The organism is Roseateles sp. GW821-FHT02E12 (assembly GCF_059421665.1).
Genome location: NZ_JBWKVK010000001.1, coordinates 1,629,813 through 1,648,637, shown reverse-complemented (window position 1 = coordinate 1,648,637; position 18,825 = coordinate 1,629,813). Strand labels below are relative to the sequence as shown.

The following is an 18,825-nucleotide window of genomic DNA, read 5'->3' as shown; positions in this document are numbered from 1 at the left end:
TATGCGCGACGCACTTATACGGCGCACGCATAAGCAGATGCGTTCGCCGTCAGCGCACGGGCGGCCCCAGCAACAGGCGCCGCGCGGCCAGCGCAATCGGCAAGCCGAACACGAAGCAATGCGCCGCAATCGCCGCCGCATCCAGCTTGGGCGGCCAGAACGGCGTGTGCAGAGCCGACAGCGGCAGCACCACGTTGTTCATGCCGAAGTAGACGACGAAGCCGTAGGCCAGGCCCGCGGCGGTCGCGTTGCGCAGCAGCGCGGGCAGGCGCAGCGCCACCGCGCAGAACAGGCCGGCCCAGATCAGCGCGATGCCGTAGTGCAGCGCCACGCCCAGCGCGAACGTGGCCGGCCCGCCGCCGAAGGCCGCCTCGCGGCCGATGAGGCCGGCGGCGACGGTCTGGAACACCTTGAGCTTCATGCCGTAGTAGCTCAGCGCGAAGACGAGGTCGCCGGTACCGGCAACCAGCCCGCCCCAGAAAACAGCACGGGTCAGCGGCTTCATTGCACCGGCCCCGGCGGGCCCTTCAGCTCGACGACATTGCCCTGGGGGTCGCTGAGGTAGATGGACGGCCCCTCGCCTTCGGCGCCGTAGCGGCTCTCAGGCTGGCCGGCCTCCACGCCATGCGCCGCGAGGTGGGCGCGGATGGCCTGCGCGTCGAAGGGCTCGACGCGCAGGCAGAAGTGATCCATGTTGCGCCCCTCCACGCCCGGCGCCGCGCCGCCCATGCGGCCGAGTTTGCTGTCCACCGGCACGAGGTCGATCAGCGAGTGGCCGGCGCGCAATTGCACGAGGCCGATCTCGTCCTGGCGGCGCTCGATGGCGCAGCCGAGCACGTCGACGTAGAAGCGGGTGATGGCGTCGAGGTCGATGACGCGCAGCACGAGGTGGTCGATGCCTTGCAGCTTCAGCATCCGGCGGTCTCCTGTTTTAGAGCAGTGAGGATCATGCCGCGGCGCGCCCATGCCGAAAGTGACGACGGGTTTGTCCCGAGTAACGAAGAGGTGCCCCCGCGCTCAATAGAGGCATGCAACTCCCGCAGGCCCTCACCCCATGCTGCCCTGGAATCGCCCCCATGCTCGCAAGGCTCGCCGCCCCCCGAGGGCGCGCGTCAGCGGTTTCGGGCGGCCGGGCGCCGCTGACATGAGCTGGCTGACCCGCCTCGGCTTTGTCGCCCCAGCCGCCTCGGCGCTGGGTGACGAGGCCGCCCTGCTGGCCCGCGTGGCCAACGGCGACGCCGACGCGCTGGCCCTGGTGTACCGGCGCGAGAGCGGTTCCGTCTACCGCTACGCCCTGGCACTGGCCGGCGACGAAGCCACGGCGCTGGACGCCGTGCAGGAGGCCTTTGCCCAGTTGCTCCGCGGTCCGCAATCCTTCAACGCCGGGCGCGGCTCGCTGGGTGCCTATCTGGCCGGCATGGCCCGGCATCAGTTGCTGAACCAGTGGCGCGACGCGCGCCGGCATGTGCCGCTGGACGACTCGCTGGACGCCGACGAAGCCGCCGAGCCCATGCCGGCCAGCGACGCCCGCCTGAACCAGGCCCAGCAGCAGGACGGCCTCTGGGCCGCCATCCGGCGCCTGAGCTGGCCGCAGCGCGAGGCCATCGTGCTGGTGGACCTGCAGGAGCGCAGCTACGAGGACGCCGCCGCGATTGCCGGCGTCAGCACCGACGTGCTGCGCACCCGCCTGCACCGCGCCCGCCAGCGCCTGGCCGACCTGCTGGCCGTGGGAGACCGATCATGAGCATTCACAACGACACCCCGGCCTGGCTGCTGCCGGCCCGCACGGAGTTCGCCAAGCTCCAGCCCGACGCGGAGCAGGACGCCACGCTGCTGGCCCGCCTGACCGAGCAGCAGCACGTACTGCGCGCCCGCCGCCTGGTTGCCGAGACTGCCGAAGCCCACCAGCCGCACTGGCTGCGCCGCCTCGCCTGGGGCAGCGGCGCCCTCGGCGCCACGGCGGCCCTGCTGCTGAGCGCCCTCCTGCTGCTGGACCCGCCCGGCACCCAGGCCGCCTACGCAGCGGCAGCAGGCAGCGGCTTCATTCCGCTGGTGCCCGAGCGTGAGTTCCGCGCCGCGCTGGCGGCCGAACGCAGCGCCGCCGTTTGGTTGCAGCCCACCGAGCTGCCACGCGAGCGCCTGGCCCTGCTGGGCCTGCCCTTTGACGCCGCTCGCGCCGACGAGACGGTGCGTGCCGAGCTGATGCTGAACCCGAGCGGCCAGGTGCTGGCCGTGCGGATCCTGAACTGATGCCCCTGTTGTTGATGGAGACCCGATCATGAAGAAGCCCCTGATGAGCCTGGCGCTGTGCGCGCTCACGGCCTCGGCCTGTGCGCTGGAGGCGGACACCGCCCAGCGCGACGTGCAGCGCCAGATCCTGGATGAGCAGCGTAATGTCCAGCGGGAGGCGCAACGCGAGGCCGAGCGCGAGATCCACCGTGTGCTGGCCGAGCTGCCCAGGCAACTGGCCCTGGGCAACCAGGCCCTGGCCTTTGCCGGCCGCGAGCTGGAGAGCGAGCGCGTCGTGCGCGGCGCGCCCTACTGCGCCACGGCCGTGCACGAAAACATCCAGCCTCTGGGCGACGGCAACCGCATCGTGCGCAAGCAGGAGAGCCAGCTTTGCCGCGACGGCGAGGGCCGCACGCGGCGCGAGGTGCAGCGCGAGGGCGGCCCCAAGGTCATCTACCTGAACGACCCGGTGGCCAAGGAGAGCTGGGTCATCTACCCCGACGAGAAGCGTGTGCAGCGCCTGCGCGGCAACGCCGCCTGGGCGCCCGGCGCCGACGCCGCGGCGCATGCCGCCTGGCAGGCGTCGATGCAGGAGTGGGGCGAGCGCATGAAGGAGCAGGCCGCACGCTGGAAGGAATGGGGTGCCCGCGTCGCCGAGCGCGCACGCAGCGTGGATGCCGAGCGCGTCCGCGGCCGTGCGATGGCTGGCGAACCAGGCATCGTCATCGAGCAGGAGTTGGTGATGCCAACCGCACCGGGTGCCAGCGCCGTGGAACGCCGCCGTGAGCTGCGTGTCATCCGCGCCAGCGAACTGCCCGCACCGCCTGCCATGCCGGCCCCGCCCGTGCCCATGGTTGCGCCCACACCGCCGGTACCGCCCATGCCGCTGCTGCTGCCCGGCCCCATGCTGCCGCGCGAAGGCGGCGTGACGACGGCGCTGGCGCCCAAGGAGATCGACGGGGTCAAGGTCACCGGCGAACGCACGACCTGGACGCTGGAGGCCGGCAAGATCGGCAACGAGCGCGCAATAGTCAGCAGCCGCGAGGTCTGGCGCAGCCCCGACCTGATGCTGACCGTGCAGAGCCGCGATGCCGACCCGCGCGTGGGCGAGCAGAACTACCGGCTGGAGAAGATCAAGCGCGGCGAACCCGACCCGGCGCTGATGAAGCCCCCGGCCGAGTTCAGCGAGAGCCCGCGCCGCAGCGCCAAGCCTGCGACGAATGCCCCGAGTGCGCCGACGCGGGCGTCCTGAGGGTCAGTCCGCAGGCGCCGCCGGGGGCGTCGACACCGGCTTCAACATGCTGGCCAGGTTCTGCGCAATGCCCGTGATGCCCTGATTCGACAGGCCCGCGTCGTGCATCACCGCATCGACGATGGGCTTGGCGATCTGGTACTGCAGCGCCGAGTTCATGACCTGCTCGGGGAAGGTGGCGCCGTTCGCGGCGCCGCCGCCTTCCCCGCTCCCACCCTGGCCCTGGCCGGGCATGCCGTTGACCTGCACGATGCGGATGGAGTCGATCTTCTCCATCGGCTTCACCGCCTCCGCCAGGATGGCGGGCAGTTGTTGCAGCAGCTGGGTGCGCACCTGCAGTTCAACCTGAGCGGCCGACAGCGTGTTCAGCGCGTCGTTGATGGCGCGGCGGCCTTCGGCTTCGGCGATGGCCGCAGCCTGTTTGGCCTTGGCCTCGATGGTCAGTGCCTCGGCGCGGTCGATGGCCGCCTCCTTCTCGGCGGAGGCCGACACCTTCACCGCGATGGCGTTCTGCTCGGCGTCCTTGCTGGCTTCGATGAGCTGGATGGCCTTGTCCCGTTCGGCCACGGCCACCTGGCGCGCGGTGTTGACGGTTTCCTCGGCCTTCACGGCTTCGGCACGGGCCAGGTTGGCGGCGGCGTCGGCTTCCGACTGCTCGCGTGACTTGGTGGCGATGGCGATCTGCGTGTCCTGGCGCGCGATCTCGACCTGCTTGCGCTGCTCGGCGCGCTTCATCTCGGTCTGGCGCTCCTGCTCGATCTCGCGCGTCTGAATCACCAGCGTCTTCTCGATCTCGGCGGCCTTGATCTCGCGCTCGGCCTCGATGCGGCGCTGGCCCACCTGGCGTTCGGCTTCGATCTTCACCGTCTCGGCCTCGCGGGTGCGCTCGGCCTGCTGCGACGCGATCTGCGCGGACTGCTCGGCCCGGGCCATCTCGATCTCGCGCTTCTGCGACAGCGAGGCGAACTCCTGGTCCTTCTCGATGGTGAGCTTCAGGCGCGAGGCTTCGAGGTTCTTGGTGCGCACCTGCACCTCGGTGTCCTGCTCGACGTCGTTGCGCTGCTTGCGGCGCGCTTCGGTCTGCTCGGTCAGGCGCGTCAGGCCTTCGGCGTCGAAGGCGTTGTTGGGGTTGAAGAACTGCTTGTCGGTCTGGTCCAGGCTGGTCAGCGAGACGGACTCCAGCTCCAGGCCGTTCTTCTCCAGGTCTTCGGCCACGGCGTTCTGCACCGCCTGCACGAAGTCGCGGCGCTTGTCCTGCAGCTCCTGGATGGTCATCGTCGCGGCCGTGGCGCGCAGGCTGTCGACGAACTTGTCTTCCACCAGTGCCTTCAGCTCGTTCGGGCTCATGGTGCGCAAGCCCAGCGTCTGCGCGGCGGTGCTGACGGCTTCTTCCGTCTGCTGAACGCGCACGAAGAAGGCCGCCGTCACGTCCACGCGCATGCGGTCCTTGGTGATGAGGCTTTCGCGCTCGCGGCGCAGCACTTCGAGCTTGAGCGTGTTCATGTTGACGAGCACGCGCTCGTGGAACACCGGCAGCACGATGGCGCCACCGTCCATGATGACCTTCTGCCCACCCAGGCCGGTGCGCACGAAGGCCAGCTCCTTGGTGCTGCGCTTGTACAGCCGCGCAAAGACGAAGCCGATGGTCAGCAGACCGAGCAGCGCGATACCGGCGATGCCGGAGATTTGGATCAGGTTGTCCATGCTTTTGTCTCCCTCAAATCAGGTTGGGATGGGGGTTGGCGATGCAGCGGTAGAACGCCCCCAGCTTGCGCACGATCAGTATCTGTGCGCCTTCTTCAAACACTTCGTCGTCCAGGTCGGGTTCCACCATCAGGTAGTGGATGCGCCCATGGGCGTCTCGCACCCGGGCCTGCGCGGCCAGCCCGCGGCGCGCCGCACCGGCGCTGACGACACCCGCGCGGCCAACGAGCGACTGCTCGCTGACGGCGCTGGTCTCGTCGCGCGGCACGATGTGCGCCACCAGGGCACCCAGGCCGCGCACCGTGGCCAGCGCCGGCGGCACGGCCAGCAGGCCCGCCAGCCACGCCGGCAGAAAGCCGCCGAGCAGGTTGAACGCCACCTTCTGCAGCGCATAGCCGAACAGCGCATAGCCCAGCAGGAAGAGCAGCAGCAACACCAGCGCCGGCACACGCCCGAGGTGCAGCCAGCCGAGCACCTTGTCCGTGCCCGTCTCGACCGGGTGGTCGGGCAGCCAGTGGTCGATGAGGTTGCTGGGGCTGAGCGCGATCAGCATGCCCAGGCCCTCCAGCAGCGCAATCGCCACGATCAGCGCCACGGCGACGCCGAAGGGCAGGGTCTCGGGTGACGTGAACAGATTCATTTCAGGAGTGTCCTGTCAGATGCAAGTCGGAGCGAGCGAGTTTCGGGCCGAGCGCCGGGCCGCTCCCAAGCCGGCCCGCGATGGCGATGTGCTTGCGGCTCGATGCCGCAAGCATCGCCGTTCCCTCGGGGGACCGGCCAAGGCAAGTCTTGGACGAGGGGCCCATCACTTCATGCCTGGCCGGCCTTGATCTGCGCCATGCGCTCGGCGATCTTGTGGTCGCGCACCAGTTGCTCCAGTTCGCTCAGGCGTGCGGCCTGGTCGAGGGTGCCGGCGCGCTGCGTGCCGTCCAGGCCCGTCTGGCGTTGGTAGATCTTGTCGAAGGCATCGGCGACCTTGCCCAGCCGCTGCTCGACGTTGGACTGCCCCTGAGGCTGCGCGGCCGACTCGGTCGCCGCGCGGCTCTGGCGGAACTCGGCCAGCGCCTCCTGCATCTCGCGCTTCTTGGCCAGCAGCGCGGCGGTGAAGCCCTGCAGCTCCTGCTCCTGCCGCGCCAGGTCGGCCAGCGTCGTCTCCAGCACGGGGATCTGCGCCTCGATGTCGATCTGCCGCGACACGGCGGCGCGCGCCAGGTCCTCGCGCGCTGCCGTCAGCGCCTGGGCGATCTGGTCACTCAGGTCCTCGTGGCCGCGGTTCAGCTTGGCGTGCTGCTGCTGCGCCAGATGACGGTTGGCGATGACAAGGCCCAGCTCATGCCGCACCTCGTCGATGACGCCGTCGGCCTCGCGGACGGCCTGCTCCATGGCGGCCTGGGGATTCAGGTCTTCGATCTTGTCCAGCAAGGCGTGCATGCCGCCGGCGATCACGCGGCCCACGCGGGTCTTCAGGGAATCGGTCATGTCAGCCTCCTTGGGTGGTGGTTTGAAGCGCCGAGGCCAGCTCGACGGTGGTGCCCAGGTGGCGGCGCACCACCCCGGGGTCAAAGGCATGCGCGGCGCTCGTCGTGGCCTGGCGCAGCAGGGATTCGCTCAGCAGCGCGGCGCGGCGCACCAGCGCGTCTTCCAGCTTGGCCGCGTCGTCGGCGGTGGCGGGAGCACCGCTGATGACGAGGGCCATCAGCGTCGTGACCTGCTCCACCAGGAGGTTGAGCACCTCCGAGTGCCGGCCCTCGCTGCCTTCGATGCGCACCATGGCCTCGCGCAGCCGGTGCGTCAGCTCGCGCGCCCAGGCGTGGGCGGCCACGTAGTCAAACGCGCCGTCGTGCTGGCGCTTGAGCTGGCCCAGCAGCACGCGCAGCTTGTCGCTGTTGGTCGTGGCGCCTTCCACCTGCAGCTGGGCCAGCCAGAGGTAGAGGTCGCTCGGGATGCGCGCCGAGAGCGGCTCCATCGTGATCGTCTGCGTCGCCATCAGGCACCGCCTTCAAATGAGTTCGAACGAACTCAAATGTATTCGTTTGAATTCACATGTCAACAATTACCTTCTTGGCATGTCGGATTCCGGAGAAACTTTCGTCACCCCTCCCGCCCACTCTCCGCCACCCGCTCGCCACGTTCTCCCGCATGAAATACGACGACTCGGAGTACTTCTTCCTCAATTTCGAGACGGATCTCGACAACCACGCCGCCAACACCCACAGCGGCATGTACCTGGCCTGGGCCGTGCACGCCGGCCTGACCCGCGATGAAGCGGCAGACGAGAGCTGGATGCGGGCCGTTGCGGCCACCAAGACCCGGCAGCTGACGGGCGCCAACCTGCTGTCCGACCTGTGCGACGGCAAGCTGACCGACATGGAGTTCAACGCCGAGGGCAATGCCTTCACGGCGAACTACTACGAGAAGGACTTCCACCACGATTACGCGCGGGTGTTCGACAGCCAGATCCCCAGCACCGGCCACGACACCGACGACATCTGCAGCGTGCCGGACACCTGGGCCAACTTCGACCTGCTCAAGCCCGTGCTGGACCGGCGCCTGGCGCAGTGGCGCGCCGGTGGGCCGCCGCCCGAGCTGAGCCTGGTGGGCGACGCACCCGCCGCACCGCCGCCGCCCGCCCCCACCGGCCCGGCGCCGGACATGGACGCGCTACGCCGCCGCGCGGAGGGCGGCGACCGCGACGCCTGGTACGACCTGGCGATCGAATACATCACCGGCGCCCATGTGCCGCGCGACTACGTGCAGGCCGCCAATGCCTTCGAGAAGGCCGCGCAGGCCGGCATTCCCGAGGCGGCCTTCAACCTCGGCGTTTGCTACCAGAACGGCGACGGCCGGCCCAAGGATCCCAAGCAGCGGCTGCGCTGGTTCGCGCTGGCAGCCGAGGGCGGCCATGGCCAGGCCGCCTACTTCCTCGCCATGGCCTACCGGGAAGGCAACGAGGTGCCGCAGGACTTCGTCGCCTCCAACGCGCTGATGCTGCTGGCCCAGCGGCGCGACGTGGAGGAGGCGCGCAGCGCCGGCATCATGGCCGGCAGCACGGCCGAGTCCTTCGCGCTGTCGGCGCAGTTGGGCGAGCCGGGGCAGTTGGTGGCGCTGCTGTCGGCACGCCGGCGCAAGGTGCTGGCGGGCCAGGTGGATACCGGTGTGGAGCGCTTCAAGCACGGCCCGGGCGCAGCGCCCAAGACCGCGCGCCCTGCCGGCAACGAGGCGCCCAAGCAACCCGCCGGCGGCGGATTCGGGCTGGGCCATGTGGCACTGCTGATCGGCGCGGCCAGCTTCGTGGTGCTGCTGCTGGCCGGCATGCGCGGTTCACGCTTCGTCACGCTGGCCTGGGTGTTGTCGATCGTCGGCGCAGGCGGCGTGTTCGCCGTGGCGCCGTCGCTGGGCCTGCGCGGCGCCATGCGCGGCATCGTGACGGCGCTGGCCGCGCTGCCCGCGCTGGGCGGCTTCATCAACATCTGGCTGGTGGTGCGCTGGGCTGGGCGCCGCTCGGCTTGATCGGCCTCAGGCGGCGTCAGGCCGCGTCCAACATCTCGCTGAAGAACTTGTCGCCGCTGACGCGCGGCTTGTAGGCCGACACGGCCTTGGCGATGGCCGCGATGTGGTCGGGCGTGGTGCCGCAGCAGCCGCCAGCGATGTTGAGGAAGCCGGCCTGGGCGAATTCGCCCACCAGGCGCGCCGTCACGTCCGGCGTCTCGTCGAAGCCGGTGTCGCTCATGGGGTTGGGCAAGCCGGCATTGGGGTAGCAGCTCACCGCCACGTCACCCGCCACCTTGGACAGCTCCTCGATATAGGGCCGCATCAGCGTGGCACCGAGAGCGCAGTTCAGGCCGATGGCGATGGGGCGGGCGTGGCGCACCGAGTGCCAGAAGGCGGTCACGGTCTGACCGGACAGGATGCGCCCGGACGCGTCGGTCACCGTGCCCGAGATGATGACGGGCAGGCGCTCGCCGGTGTCTTCCATCAGCTCGTCCAGCGCAAAGATGGCCGCCTTGGCGTTCAGCGTGTCGAAGATGGTCTCGACGAGGAAGAGGTCGCAGCCGCCTTCCAGCAAGCCCTTGGCCTGCTCGTAGTAGGCGGCGCGCAGCGTGTCGAAGTCGACGTTGCGGGCGCCGGGGTCGTTGACGTCGGGGCTGATGGAGGCGGTGCGCGGCGTGGGGCCAAGGGCGCCAGCCACGTAGCGGGGCTTGTCGGGCGTCGAGTACTTGTCGCAGGCCGCGCGGGCCAGCTTGGCGGCTTCGACGTTCATCTCGTAGGCCAGCCCGGCGAGGTCGTAGTCTTCCTGCGCAACGGAGGTGGCGCCGAAGGTGTTGGTCTCGATGAGGTCGGCACCGGCGGCGAGGTATTGCTCGTGGATCTCGCTGAGCACGTCGGGCCGCGTGAACATCAGCATCTCGTTGTTGCCCTTCAGGTCCTTGTGATGGTCCTTGAAGCGCTCGCCACGGTAGTCGGCCTCGACCAGCTTGTAGCGCTGGATCATGGTGCCCATCGCGCCGTCGAGCACGGCAATGCGTTGCTGGAGCAGGGCCGGCAGGCCTTGGGCGCGGGTGTAGGCGATGGACTTCATGCGCCCATTTTCGCAGCTTGGGCAATGGCCTCGCCCAGTTGGGCGCATGAGGCGCTGCCGCCGAGGTCGGGCGTCTTCGGTGCGGCGGGGTCGGCCAGGACCGCCTCAATGGCCGCCATGACGGCGTCGTGGGCGGCGCGGTGGCCCAGGAAGTCCAGCATCATCGCGCCCGCCCAGATCTGGCCGATGGGGTTGGCGATGCCCTTCCCCGCGATGTCAGGCGCCGAGCCGTGCACGGGCTCGAACAGGCTGGGCCATTCGCGCGTCGGGTTCAGGTTGGCCGACGGCGCGATGGCGATGGTGCCGGTGCAGGCGGGGCCGAGGTCGGACAGGATGTCGCCGAACAGGTTGCTCGCGACGACGACGTCGAAGTGCTGCGGCCGCTGCACAAAATGGGCGCAGAGAATGTCGATGTGGAATTTGTCGACGGCCACGCCGGGGAACTGCGCGGCCATGGCTTCGACGCGCTCATCCCAGTACGGCATGGTGATGGCGATGCCGTTGCTCTTGGTGGCCGACGTGAGCTTGGCGCGCGGGCGGGAGGCGGCCAGATCGAAGGCGAAGCGCAGCACGCGGTCCACGCCCACGCGGCTCATGACCGTCTCCTGGATGACGATCTCGCGCTCGGTGCCGGCGTACATGCGGCCGCCCACGCTGGAGTACTCGCCCTCGGTGTTCTCGCGCACGATCCACATGTCGATGTCGCCAGGCTTGAGCGGCTGGCCCTGGCGGTTGACGAGCGGCGAACGCACGCCGGGCAGCAGCCGCGCCGGGCGCAGGTTCACGTACTGGTCGAACTCGCGGCGGAACTTCAGCAGCGAGCCCCACAGGCTGATGTGGTCCGGCACGATGGCCGGCCAGCCAACGGCGCCGAAGAAGATGGCATCGTGGCCGCCGATCTTCTCCTTCCAGTCGTCGGGCAGCATCTGGCCGTGCTGCTCGTAGTAGCGACAGTGCGCGAAGTCGAATTCGTCGAAGCGCAGCGGCAGGCCGAAGCGTTCGGCCACGGCGCGCAGCACGCGCAGGCCTTCGGGCATGACCTCGGTGCCAATGCCGTCACCGGCGATAACCGCAATCTTCTGCATCACTCGTCTCCAAAGAATTCAGCAGCCTCGGACAGCACCACGTCGGGCACTTCCTCGGCGATGTAGTGGCCGCTGTTCACTGCGTGGCCCGTGACGTTGTCGGCCGCGGCCTGCCAGAGCTTCAGCGGCTCGAAGCACTTGCCGACGACGCCGTTCGCACCCCACAGCACGCGCAGCGGCTGGGTGACGCGCCGTCCGGCGTCCCGGTCGGCACGGTCATGGCTCAGGTCGATGCCCGCACCGGCACGGTAGTCGGCGCAGATGCCCGCGGCGGTGCCAGGGCGGGCGATGCAGCGCTCGTACTCGGCCCAGGCCTCAGGCGCAAAGAAGCTGCCGCCGCGGCGGCCCATGCCGTCGCGCAGATAGGCCACAGGGTCGGCCTCGATGAGGCGCTCGGGCAGCGGCGCGGGCTGGATCAGGAAGAACCAGTGCCAATAGGCGCGTGCGAAGGCCTCGGTCGTGCCCTCGTACATCGCCAGCGTCGGCGCGATGTCGAGCAGCATCAGCCGCGTGACGACTTGCGGGTGGTCCAGCGCCAGCCGATGCGCCACGCGCGCGCCACGGTCGTGGGCCAGCACGGCAAATCGCTGGTGGCCGAGGGACTGCATCAGCGTGACGGCATCCAGTGCCATCTCGCGCTTGGCGTAGGCCGCACTGCCTTCCCCGGCCGGCGGGCGGTCGCTGTCGCCATAGCCGCGCAGGTCCATCAGCACGACGCGGCGGGTCTGCGCCAGCACGGGTGCCACACGGTGCCACATCGCCATCGTCTGCGGGTGGCCGTGCAGAAGCAGCAAGGGCGGCCTGCCGGAGTCCGACGGGCCGCCCTGGCGGGCGAACAGCGTGACGTCGTCACGCTGCGCGGTGTGAGTTTGGAAGTCGGTCCACATGGGACCGATTCTGATTCAGGCCGTACGCAGGAAGTAGAGATTGGCGCCGGCACGGGCCAGCAGCACGAATCCACGCAACGCCGGCACATAACGCAGGCGGCCGTTGACGCCAGGGCCACCGTCGGGCGAGGCCGCCACCTTGACGCTGCCGCCGCTCAGCACGCTCATGTCCCAGACGTTGCCGTCGTTGGGCTTGATGACGTAGATCCGACCTGCTGCGGGGCCCACACCCGAGTAGAAGAGGAACCGGTCGCCGTCCGGGTCGTAGTCCATGCCGGCGTAGGTCGGCTTCTCCGCCAGCCATTGGGTGAACGCAGCGCTCGCATTGAAGGTGATGGCGAACTGCTGGTTGCCGTCCAGCGACGCGCGAGTGGCGGCGAGATGGTCGCCATAGCCCTGGCCGTCTCCGCACTGCAGGCTGAAGACCTGGTTGCGCCGAGAGTCATGGGCAACCGGCCAGCGCCAACCCGGATCCGGAAGGATGTTGGTGACGATATCGGTGAGCTTGCGGTCCACGGGCGACCACTTCTTCAGCGTCGTGCAGATGATCTCGCCGGTTGAACGAATCTGCCCCGCACCGTAGTAGCCAGCAGCGATGTCCGGGAAGGTGCGAGCCGCGTCCCATTGGTTGGTATCGAGATTGAAGGCATCAACCGTGGGGAAGGCCCAGGCCGTGCCCCAGGTTCCGTACGCGCCGATCATCATCAGCCGGTTGAGCTGCGGCACGAAGTACAGCGAGCTGTAGGTGTGCCGCGCCGAGGGCCGTCCGTCCGGGTAGTGGGAAACGTTGGGCAGGTAGACCTTGCTGGCTGCCAGACGCTGAGTCCAGCTCGGCGCATCCGCCAGAAGGCTGAGCGAAACGACTCGGTTGTCCGGCGAGTCACCGTGGCCACCGGCCGCTGCAATGATGATCTCGCTGGTCAGGTCGTTGATGGCCATGCCGCTGAAGGCGTTGATGGCAGCGCCGCCGGCACCCGAGGTGTTGGGAATCTCGATCCATTCGCCGACCGCCTTGCCTGCCATCCAAGCCGGTGTGACCCGTGCCGGCGCGACCGACCACACGGGTGCCGTATGGAATGCGTCGCGCAGCGCCGGAAAGTTGCTGGCGGACATCAGCCGCTGGTAGGCCGAGGCCGCACCGGTCACGCCGTGCCGCACGGCATAGCTCAACGCCGGGATCAGGTTGCCCCACATGGCACGCTCGCCCGGCATGATTTCGCCGGCCAGTTGACCCTCGACCTTGCCGAACCAGGGCGGCGGGCTGGCGTAGCTGCCTGCGTAGACGGCCGCATCGCTCGGATACCAGGGGCCCTTGCCGCCCTTGAAGTCAGGGGCGAACACCGGCGAGATGCTCATGGTGTACGGCGTGCCATTGACATACCAGAAGCTGCCGGCCGCGCCGAGGCGCATGACGGCGCTGCGTGCCTTCCAGCGGAAGAAGGCGTCGTGCTTGGTCGCCGTGGCGGCAGCAACCGGCAGCCCCATGCTCAGCGAGAAGCCCCAGGCGGCCGTGACGAAGTCCTGCATCCAGGGTGCGTCGAAATAAGGGCCGCTGCTGTTGTAGTTGCCACCCTCCACCCAGCCGAAGGGGTTGTTGGGCTGGGCAACGTAGATGGAGTGCAAGTTGTCGATGTTGGACTGGACGCTGCTGAGGAACTCCGCGCGCAGCGCGGCGTCACTGTCGGGCGTGACGTTCAGCGCCATGGCCAGCGCGCGCCATTGCCAGGCCGCCGCACGAACCTGCCAGGCACCCAGGCAGGACTGCACCAGCCCCAGGGCGCCGTTGCGCAGCACGTCGTTGTCGCCCTTGCCCAGGTAGTTGAACGTGGCCGCAAACTGCACCAGTTCCATGAAATAGAAGCGGCCGGTCAGCAGATAGGCCATGTAGCCAACCGCCGGGCTGTGGGCGCAGTCCCAACCCACCGGCGCCGTTCCCTTCGGAACGGGCGTGTATTGGCCACGTGTCGAGCCACCCTGATCCCAGAAGCCGCTGTTGCTCTGGTTCAGCACGAGATAGGGGTACTGCGAGAACCGCAGGGGCCGCTGCGTCTTCTCGTCGCGGTAGTGCAGCGGATAGCGGCCAGCGGCAAAGCCGTTGCGCACCACGGCGCCGTAGGCGGTGTTGCTGTCGCAGGTCAGGTACAGCGCGTCATGCTGGGGCAGCAGGCCGATCGGCGCCTGGTAGCCGGGCGAGCGCATGCTGTCGCTGTCATAGACGATGTTGGCCTTGTCCAGCGGCGTGAAGCTCGTCACCAAGGTCTGGGCCACGGCCGACGTGGGCGCCACGCGGGCGCTGTAGGTCGGCACCTGCTCGGTCGCCTGCAGGTACGCCAGGTCGTGCTTGGGCGTAACGCCAGGGTCGTCGCTCAGCCAGTAAGACAGGGCCGTGCCACTGATCAGTGGCGTGCGGCAATGGTGGGGCAGGTCGATGGCGGCCGAGAAGCGCTGGCTGCTGCCGAGCTTGAAGCTGTAGGTCGCGGCCTTGTTGATCGGGCCGGCCACCGTCAGGTAGCCGTTCTCGATCCACGGCAGCACTTCGACGGCACCGCCGGCGAACAACCGAACTTCCAGCCAGGCCACCAGGTGGGCATCGCTGCCCACGGGCTTGCGGAAAATCCACGAGGACATCTGCGGCCCGCTGGCCCAGGTGGTGTGCGGCGCGTCCCAGTCGGTCGCGCCAAAGCTAGCAGTGCCAAGGCTGCCAGCACCCACCTCGGCGGTGATGTTGGTCTTCTTCAGGTCGGCCAGGCTCAGCGGCGTGCTCACCTTGGCGGCGGCGCTATCAACGCGCCGCAGGCGAACCGTCAGCAGCGTGTTGGCCGTCAGGTCGGCAGTACCGGCCAGCTGGGCAAACTTCAGGGAGCCGTCGGGCCAGGTCGTGCGTGAAATGACCTGCAGATCGCTGATGCTGGCGCCGACGGTGCTGCCGGCCGGAATGTCACCGCGGCGGAATGCGAAACCGAGGCAGAAGGGGGCCTTGGCTTGATTCTTGGTGGCCAGCAGTTTGAACTGCATCGCACCGGTGAAAAGGCCGGAGGCCTGGCCCGCCACGACGGGTGCAGGCGCCGGCGCAGGCGGCGGTGCGGGTGCCGGCGGTGGCGCAGTAATAGGTGTGGAGGGCAGCTTGATCGCCGCCGCACTGGCGGTCGCGCTCTCGGAAAGCGTTGCCTCCGCAGCGCTTTCGCCACCTCCGCCACCGCAACCGGCCAAAGGAATGGTGCCGCCAAGGGCAGCGGAATACTGAAGAAATTGGCGGCGCTTCGGGTCGGTCATGGCAAAGGAATCCTCTGCAGCGGGGCGTCGCTGCATTTCGGTACTAGGGGGAGGTCTAGCGGCGGAGCGGATTCTGACGCGCTCGTTTGACGTTCCCGTCGCGAAACGTTACGAGCTAGGGATGCCGGAGGGTATAAGTTTGGGTTATGCCATTTGGTCGCCCAAGCCCTTGCAGCGGCAGGCCCGGCTGCAAACAATTCGAGCCTGTCTCTCCTATGAAATCGCCCGCGATGAAGCCCTTCTCCCTGGCCCTGTTGACCCTTCTGGCGCTGGCCGCCGCACCCGCAGCGCAGGCGCAGGGGAAGCCGCTGATTTACTGCGCCGACGCCAGCCCTGAAGGCTTTGACCCCGGTTTATGGGACAGCGCTAGCACCAATACCGTCAGCGCGCAGATGTTCGACGGCCTGCTTGGCTTCAAGCGGCCGACCACGGAACTCGCGCCCAAGCTCGCCACGAGCTGGGAAATCTCCCCTGACGCCCGGAGCTTCACCTTCAAGTTGAGGGAGGGCGTGAAGTTCCACAGTACTCCCTGGTTCAAGCCCACGCGCGACTTCAACGCCGACGACGTGCTGTTCACCTTCAGCCGCTTCATCGACCCCAACCACCCCTTCAACAAGGCGTTTCCGGCCAACTTCATCTACCCGCAGAACCTCGGCCTGGCGAAATTGATCGAGGGCATCGACAAGATCGACGATCGCACAATTCGTTTCCGGCTTCGTCAACCGAATGTGACATTCGTCGCAAACTTCGCGTTCGCCTGGGCGGGCATCCAGTCCGCCGAGTACGCCGCCCAGCTGTTGAAGGACGGAAAGGCCTCACAGATCAATGTGCAGCCGGTGGGCGCCGGGCCGTTTCGCTTCAAAAGTTATGCGAAGGACGACGTGCTGCGCATGGAGGCGCACCCGGACTACTGGGGCGGCAAGCAGCCCACCACGGCCCTGGTCTTCAGCATCAGCCGCGAGCCCAACGTGCGCGTGCAGAAGATCGCTGCCGGCGAATGCCATGTGACCGCAGCCCTGCGCGATGTCGACGTCTCCTCGCTGGCGGGCAACGCCAACATCAGCGTCGAGAAGATCCAGGCGCTGAACATCTCCTACCTGAGCTTCAACCTGAAGAAGCCGCCCACCGACAAGCGCGAGGTGCGCGAAGCGCTCGACATCGCCGTCGACCGCGACGCCATCTTCAAGGCCTTGTTCCCGCGCGGCGACGCGACGCAGGCGGTCAGCGCCTTCCCGCCGGCCATCCCCGGCTACAACAAGAAGCTGAAGAACGAGTTCGACCCGGCCAAGGCCAAGGCGCTGCTGGCCAAGGCGGGCTTTCCCAACGGCTTCGAGATCGAGCTGTGGGCATTGCCGGTGCAGCGCCCCACCAACCCCAACGGCCAGCTGATGGCCCAGCTCATCCAGCAGGACTGGGCCAAGATCGGCGTGAAGGCCAGCATCAAGACCTTCGAGTGGGGCGAGTACCTCAAGCGCGCCAACAACGGCGAGCACAACGTCTACATGAGCGGCTGGAGCGGCGAGACCGGTGACGCCGACGACTTCCTCACGCCCAACCTCAGCTGCGCGGCCAGCAAGGGCGGCGTGAAGTTCTGCAACGCCGAGTTCGAGAAGCTCATCGACGAGGCCCGCGCCACGCCCGACCCGAAGAAGCGCATCGCGCTGTACGAGAAGGCGCAGGAGATCTTCAAGCACGAGCGGCCGTGGATCACGATGGCGCACTCCACCATCTACATCCCTGTGCGCAAGGACGTCGTCGGCTTCAAGATGGCGCCCAACGGCTCGGTGGACTTCGAAGGCGTCTACCGGAAATGAGACTTCGCCACATTGAGGTCTTCCACGCCATCATGCAGGCCGGCACCATCAGCGGTGCCGCCCAGCTGCTGCACATCTCGCAGCCGGCCGTCACCAAAGTGCTGCAGCACTGCGAGCTGCAACTGGGCATGGCGCTGTTCGACCGCGTGCGCGGCAAGCTCTACCCGACGCCCGAGGCCCAGCGCCTCTTCGTCGAGATCGACAAGCTCAACCGCGACCTCGTCGGCATCCGCCGGCTCGCGGCCAACCTGAAGAGCGGCGAGAGCGAGCAGGTGCGCCTCGTTGCCACGCCGGCCCTGGCGATGGCCATCGTGCCGGCCGCCATGACGCCCTGGTGCAAGGCCTACCCCAACGCCCACTGCTCGCTGGCCACGCACCACACGCGCGAGATCGTCTCCGCCTTGCTGCTCGGCGAGGCGGACCTCGCCCTGTCGCTGCAGGACCCCCGCCACCCCGGCATCAAGGCCGAGGTCATCGCCAGCGGCACCATGGTGGCCCTGTGCCCGCACGCCAGCCCCGAAGCCAAGGGCGAGGGGCCGCTGGGCCTGGCCGACATCCGCACCGAGATCGTCGGCCTGCAGAGCGACGACCCGCTCGCCGGCCTGCTGCACCACGCCGGCGAGGCGTTGGGCCAGCCGCTGGCCAGCCGCATCACCGTGCAGACCTACCAGCTCGCGCGCGCCCTCGTCGAGGCCGGTGTCGGCATGACGTTGGTGGACCCCTTCACCGCCGCCAGCGCCGACCCCACCAAGGTCCGCGTGCGCCTGCTGGCACCTGCCGTGCCCGTGCAGCTCTACCTGCTCAGCGCCGCCAGCGCACCGCTGGGCCAAGCCTCGCGCCGCCTCGTCAAGTTCATCACCGCCGCCGCGCACGAACACCTGTCCCGACTGCCGTGATCCAGATCGAAGACATCGCCTCGCACGCCGACTTCCGCCGCCTGGCTTCACTCGGCCACGGCATCGCCACTGACCTGCGCTACGCCACGGCCGACAACTTCGTCGGCCACGCCGTTTACGACGGCATCGACTGCGCCTGGCTGCGCCGCGAGGCCGCCGACGCGCTCGAGCACGCCGCCGCCTGGCTGCACGCACGCCGCCCCGGCTACCGCCTGCTCGTGCTGGACGCGCTGCGCCCCCAGCGCGTGCAACAGCGCCTGTGGGACGAGCTGCAGGGCACGCCGCTGACGATGTACCTCGCCAACCCCGAGCGCGGCTCCATCCACAGCTTCGGCATGGCGGTGGACCTGACCCTGCTCGACCCCACCGGCCGCGAGGTCGACATGGGGTCGGGCTTTGACGAGATGACGCTGGCCTCCCACCCCGACCACGAGGCCGAACACCTGGCGCTGGGCGCGCTGACGCCCGAGCACCTTGTGGAGCGCGGCTGGCTGCGCGCGGCCATGCGCGAGGCGGGCTTCCACGGCATCACCACTGAGTGGTGGCACTTCGACTTCGGTGACCGCGTGGCGGTCAGGCGGGATCTGCCGCGGGTGCTCTAGAGCGATTTCTGCATGAAGACGCTCAAGGGATCGTCGGCATAGCCACCGAAGGGTCCACGCCGCTCGTAACCGCAGACGGCATACAGGCCCAGGGCCTCGGGCTGGTAAGGCCCCGTCTCCAGCGTCACCGTGCGGCAACCCCGGGCCGCGGCCGCCGACTCCAGCAGATCCAGCAGGCGCCGAGCGATGCCGTGGCCACGCGCCCGCGGGCTGACGAACATGCGCTTGAGTTCACCGAACTCAGGGCTCAGCACGACGGCGCCACAGCCAACCGCCTGCCCCGCTGCATCCCGGGCCACGGCGAACAGCACGTTCGGCTGGGTCAGCGAAGCCAAATCCAGCGCGTGCCGGCTTTCGGGCGGGTAGAGGGAGTCCTGGTAGGCGTCCAGCTCGGCAATGAGGGCGATGACCTCAGGCTGGTTCGCAGATTCAAAGGTGATGCTCGTCAAGCAGAGGGCTCCATGGCTTGTAGGGAAGGCATAACTCGCTGGACGCGCCGATTGA

18 protein-coding genes are annotated in these 18,825 nt (G+C 68.6%); 7 read left to right on the top strand and 11 right to left on the bottom strand.

Annotated features, from left to right (window positions below; all coding sequences use genetic code 11):
- Positions 1-49 precede the first annotated feature (49 nt).
- Positions 50-505, bottom strand: coding sequence for a hypothetical protein (locus AC07V5_RS07910; RefSeq protein WP_495115092.1), 456 nt, complete (start codon positions 503-505; stop codon positions 50-52).
- A complete protein-coding gene (locus tag AC07V5_RS07905; RefSeq protein WP_495115091.1) occupies positions 502-915 on the bottom strand; it encodes a VOC family protein in 414 nt (137 codons plus the stop codon). Before AC07V5_RS07905 ends, AC07V5_RS07910 begins: the two co-directional genes overlap by 4 nt.
- Before the next feature lie 229 nt (positions 916-1,144).
- On the opposite strand from AC07V5_RS07905, the gene AC07V5_RS07900 reads away from it, so the two are divergent.
- From AC07V5_RS07900 to AC07V5_RS07890, 3 genes are read left to right on the top strand one after another with little or no spacing between them, the layout of a single operon-like run.
- The gene (locus tag AC07V5_RS07900; protein ID WP_495115090.1) at positions 1,145-1,744 is read left to right on the top strand and encodes an RNA polymerase sigma factor; all 600 of its coding nucleotides are present in this window, start codon (positions 1,145-1,147) and stop codon (positions 1,742-1,744) included.
- Positions 1,741-2,250, top strand: a complete 510-nt coding sequence (locus AC07V5_RS07895) for a hypothetical protein (protein ID WP_495115089.1) — start codon at positions 1,741-1,743, stop codon at positions 2,248-2,250. Before AC07V5_RS07900 ends, AC07V5_RS07895 begins: the two co-directional genes overlap by 4 nt.
- 28 nt (positions 2,251-2,278) lie before the next feature.
- Entirely contained in the window at positions 2,279-3,481 is a 1,203-nt protein-coding gene (locus AC07V5_RS07890) for a hypothetical protein (protein WP_495115088.1), read from the top strand.
- 3 nt (positions 3,482-3,484) lie between these two features.
- On the opposite strand, the gene AC07V5_RS07885 is transcribed toward AC07V5_RS07890, so the two are convergent.
- The 4 genes from AC07V5_RS07885 to AC07V5_RS07870 form a co-directional block, all read right to left on the bottom strand.
- On the bottom strand, positions 3,485-5,185 hold the full coding sequence (locus AC07V5_RS07885) for a flotillin family protein (protein WP_495115087.1): 1,701 nt from the start codon (positions 5,183-5,185) through the stop codon (positions 3,485-3,487).
- Positions 5,186-5,198: 13 nt separating this feature from the next.
- Positions 5,199-5,825 (bottom strand): YqiJ family protein, encoded by a 627-nt coding sequence (locus tag AC07V5_RS07880; protein ID WP_495115086.1) that lies wholly within the window; start codon positions 5,823-5,825, stop codon positions 5,199-5,201.
- Between the two features lie 170 nt (positions 5,826-5,995).
- Positions 5,996-6,664 (bottom strand): PspA/IM30 family protein, encoded by a 669-nt coding sequence (locus tag AC07V5_RS07875; protein ID WP_495115085.1) that lies wholly within the window; start codon positions 6,662-6,664, stop codon positions 5,996-5,998.
- A gap of 1 nt (position 6,665) precedes the next feature.
- Positions 6,666-7,172: a hypothetical protein gene (locus tag AC07V5_RS07870; RefSeq protein ID WP_495115084.1), complete on the bottom strand. Its 507-nt coding sequence runs from the start codon at positions 7,170-7,172 to the stop codon at positions 6,666-6,668.
- 152 nt (positions 7,173-7,324) lie between these two features.
- Here AC07V5_RS07870 and AC07V5_RS07865 point away from each other — a divergent pair, with 152 nt between their 5' ends.
- A complete protein-coding gene (locus AC07V5_RS07865) occupies positions 7,325-8,695 on the top strand; it encodes a tetratricopeptide repeat protein (protein ID WP_495115083.1) in 1,371 nt (456 codons plus the stop codon).
- Between the two features lie 16 nt (positions 8,696-8,711).
- Here AC07V5_RS07865 and AC07V5_RS07860 read toward each other — a convergent pair whose 3' ends face one another.
- The 4 genes from AC07V5_RS07860 to AC07V5_RS07845 are packed head-to-tail and all read right to left on the bottom strand — an operon-like array spanning position 8,712 to position 15,009.
- On the bottom strand, positions 8,712-9,764 hold the full coding sequence (locus tag AC07V5_RS07860) for a homocysteine S-methyltransferase family protein (RefSeq protein WP_495115082.1): 1,053 nt from the start codon (positions 9,762-9,764) through the stop codon (positions 8,712-8,714).
- Entirely contained in the window at positions 9,761-10,849 is a 1,089-nt protein-coding gene (locus tag AC07V5_RS07855; protein ID WP_495115081.1) for a tartrate dehydrogenase, read from the bottom strand. The genes AC07V5_RS07860 and AC07V5_RS07855 overlap by 4 nt, the downstream gene beginning before the upstream one ends.
- Positions 10,849-11,736 carry an alpha/beta fold hydrolase gene (locus tag AC07V5_RS07850; protein WP_495115080.1) on the bottom strand — a complete coding sequence of 296 codons (888 nt, stop codon included), beginning with the start codon at positions 11,734-11,736 and terminating at the stop codon, positions 10,849-10,851. The genes AC07V5_RS07855 and AC07V5_RS07850 overlap by 1 nt, the downstream gene beginning before the upstream one ends.
- Before the next feature lie 15 nt (positions 11,737-11,751).
- Complete coding sequence (locus AC07V5_RS07845) at positions 11,752-15,009, bottom strand: hypothetical protein (RefSeq protein WP_495115079.1); 3,258 nt, start codon at positions 15,007-15,009, stop codon at positions 11,752-11,754.
- Positions 15,010-15,239: 230 nt separating this feature from the next.
- Here AC07V5_RS07845 and AC07V5_RS07840 point away from each other — a divergent pair, with 230 nt between their 5' ends.
- From AC07V5_RS07840 to AC07V5_RS07830, 3 genes are read left to right on the top strand one after another with little or no spacing between them, the layout of a single operon-like run.
- On the top strand, positions 15,240-16,823 hold the full coding sequence (locus tag AC07V5_RS07840; protein WP_495115078.1) for an ABC transporter substrate-binding protein: 1,584 nt from the start codon (positions 15,240-15,242) through the stop codon (positions 16,821-16,823).
- Complete coding sequence (locus AC07V5_RS07835; RefSeq protein ID WP_495115077.1) at positions 16,820-17,719, top strand: LysR family transcriptional regulator; 900 nt, start codon at positions 16,820-16,822, stop codon at positions 17,717-17,719. The genes AC07V5_RS07840 and AC07V5_RS07835 overlap by 4 nt, the downstream gene beginning before the upstream one ends.
- Positions 17,716-18,321 carry a M15 family metallopeptidase gene (locus AC07V5_RS07830; protein ID WP_495115076.1) on the top strand — a complete coding sequence of 202 codons (606 nt, stop codon included), beginning with the start codon at positions 17,716-17,718 and terminating at the stop codon, positions 18,319-18,321. Before AC07V5_RS07835 ends, AC07V5_RS07830 begins: the two co-directional genes overlap by 4 nt.
- Here AC07V5_RS07830 and AC07V5_RS07825 read toward each other — a convergent pair.
- Positions 18,318-18,770 carry a GNAT family N-acetyltransferase gene (locus AC07V5_RS07825; RefSeq protein ID WP_495115075.1) on the bottom strand — a complete coding sequence of 151 codons (453 nt, stop codon included), beginning with the start codon at positions 18,768-18,770 and terminating at the stop codon, positions 18,318-18,320. The two genes, AC07V5_RS07830 and AC07V5_RS07825, sit on opposite strands and share 4 nt — an antisense overlap.
- Positions 18,771-18,825: the final 55 nt, after the last annotated feature.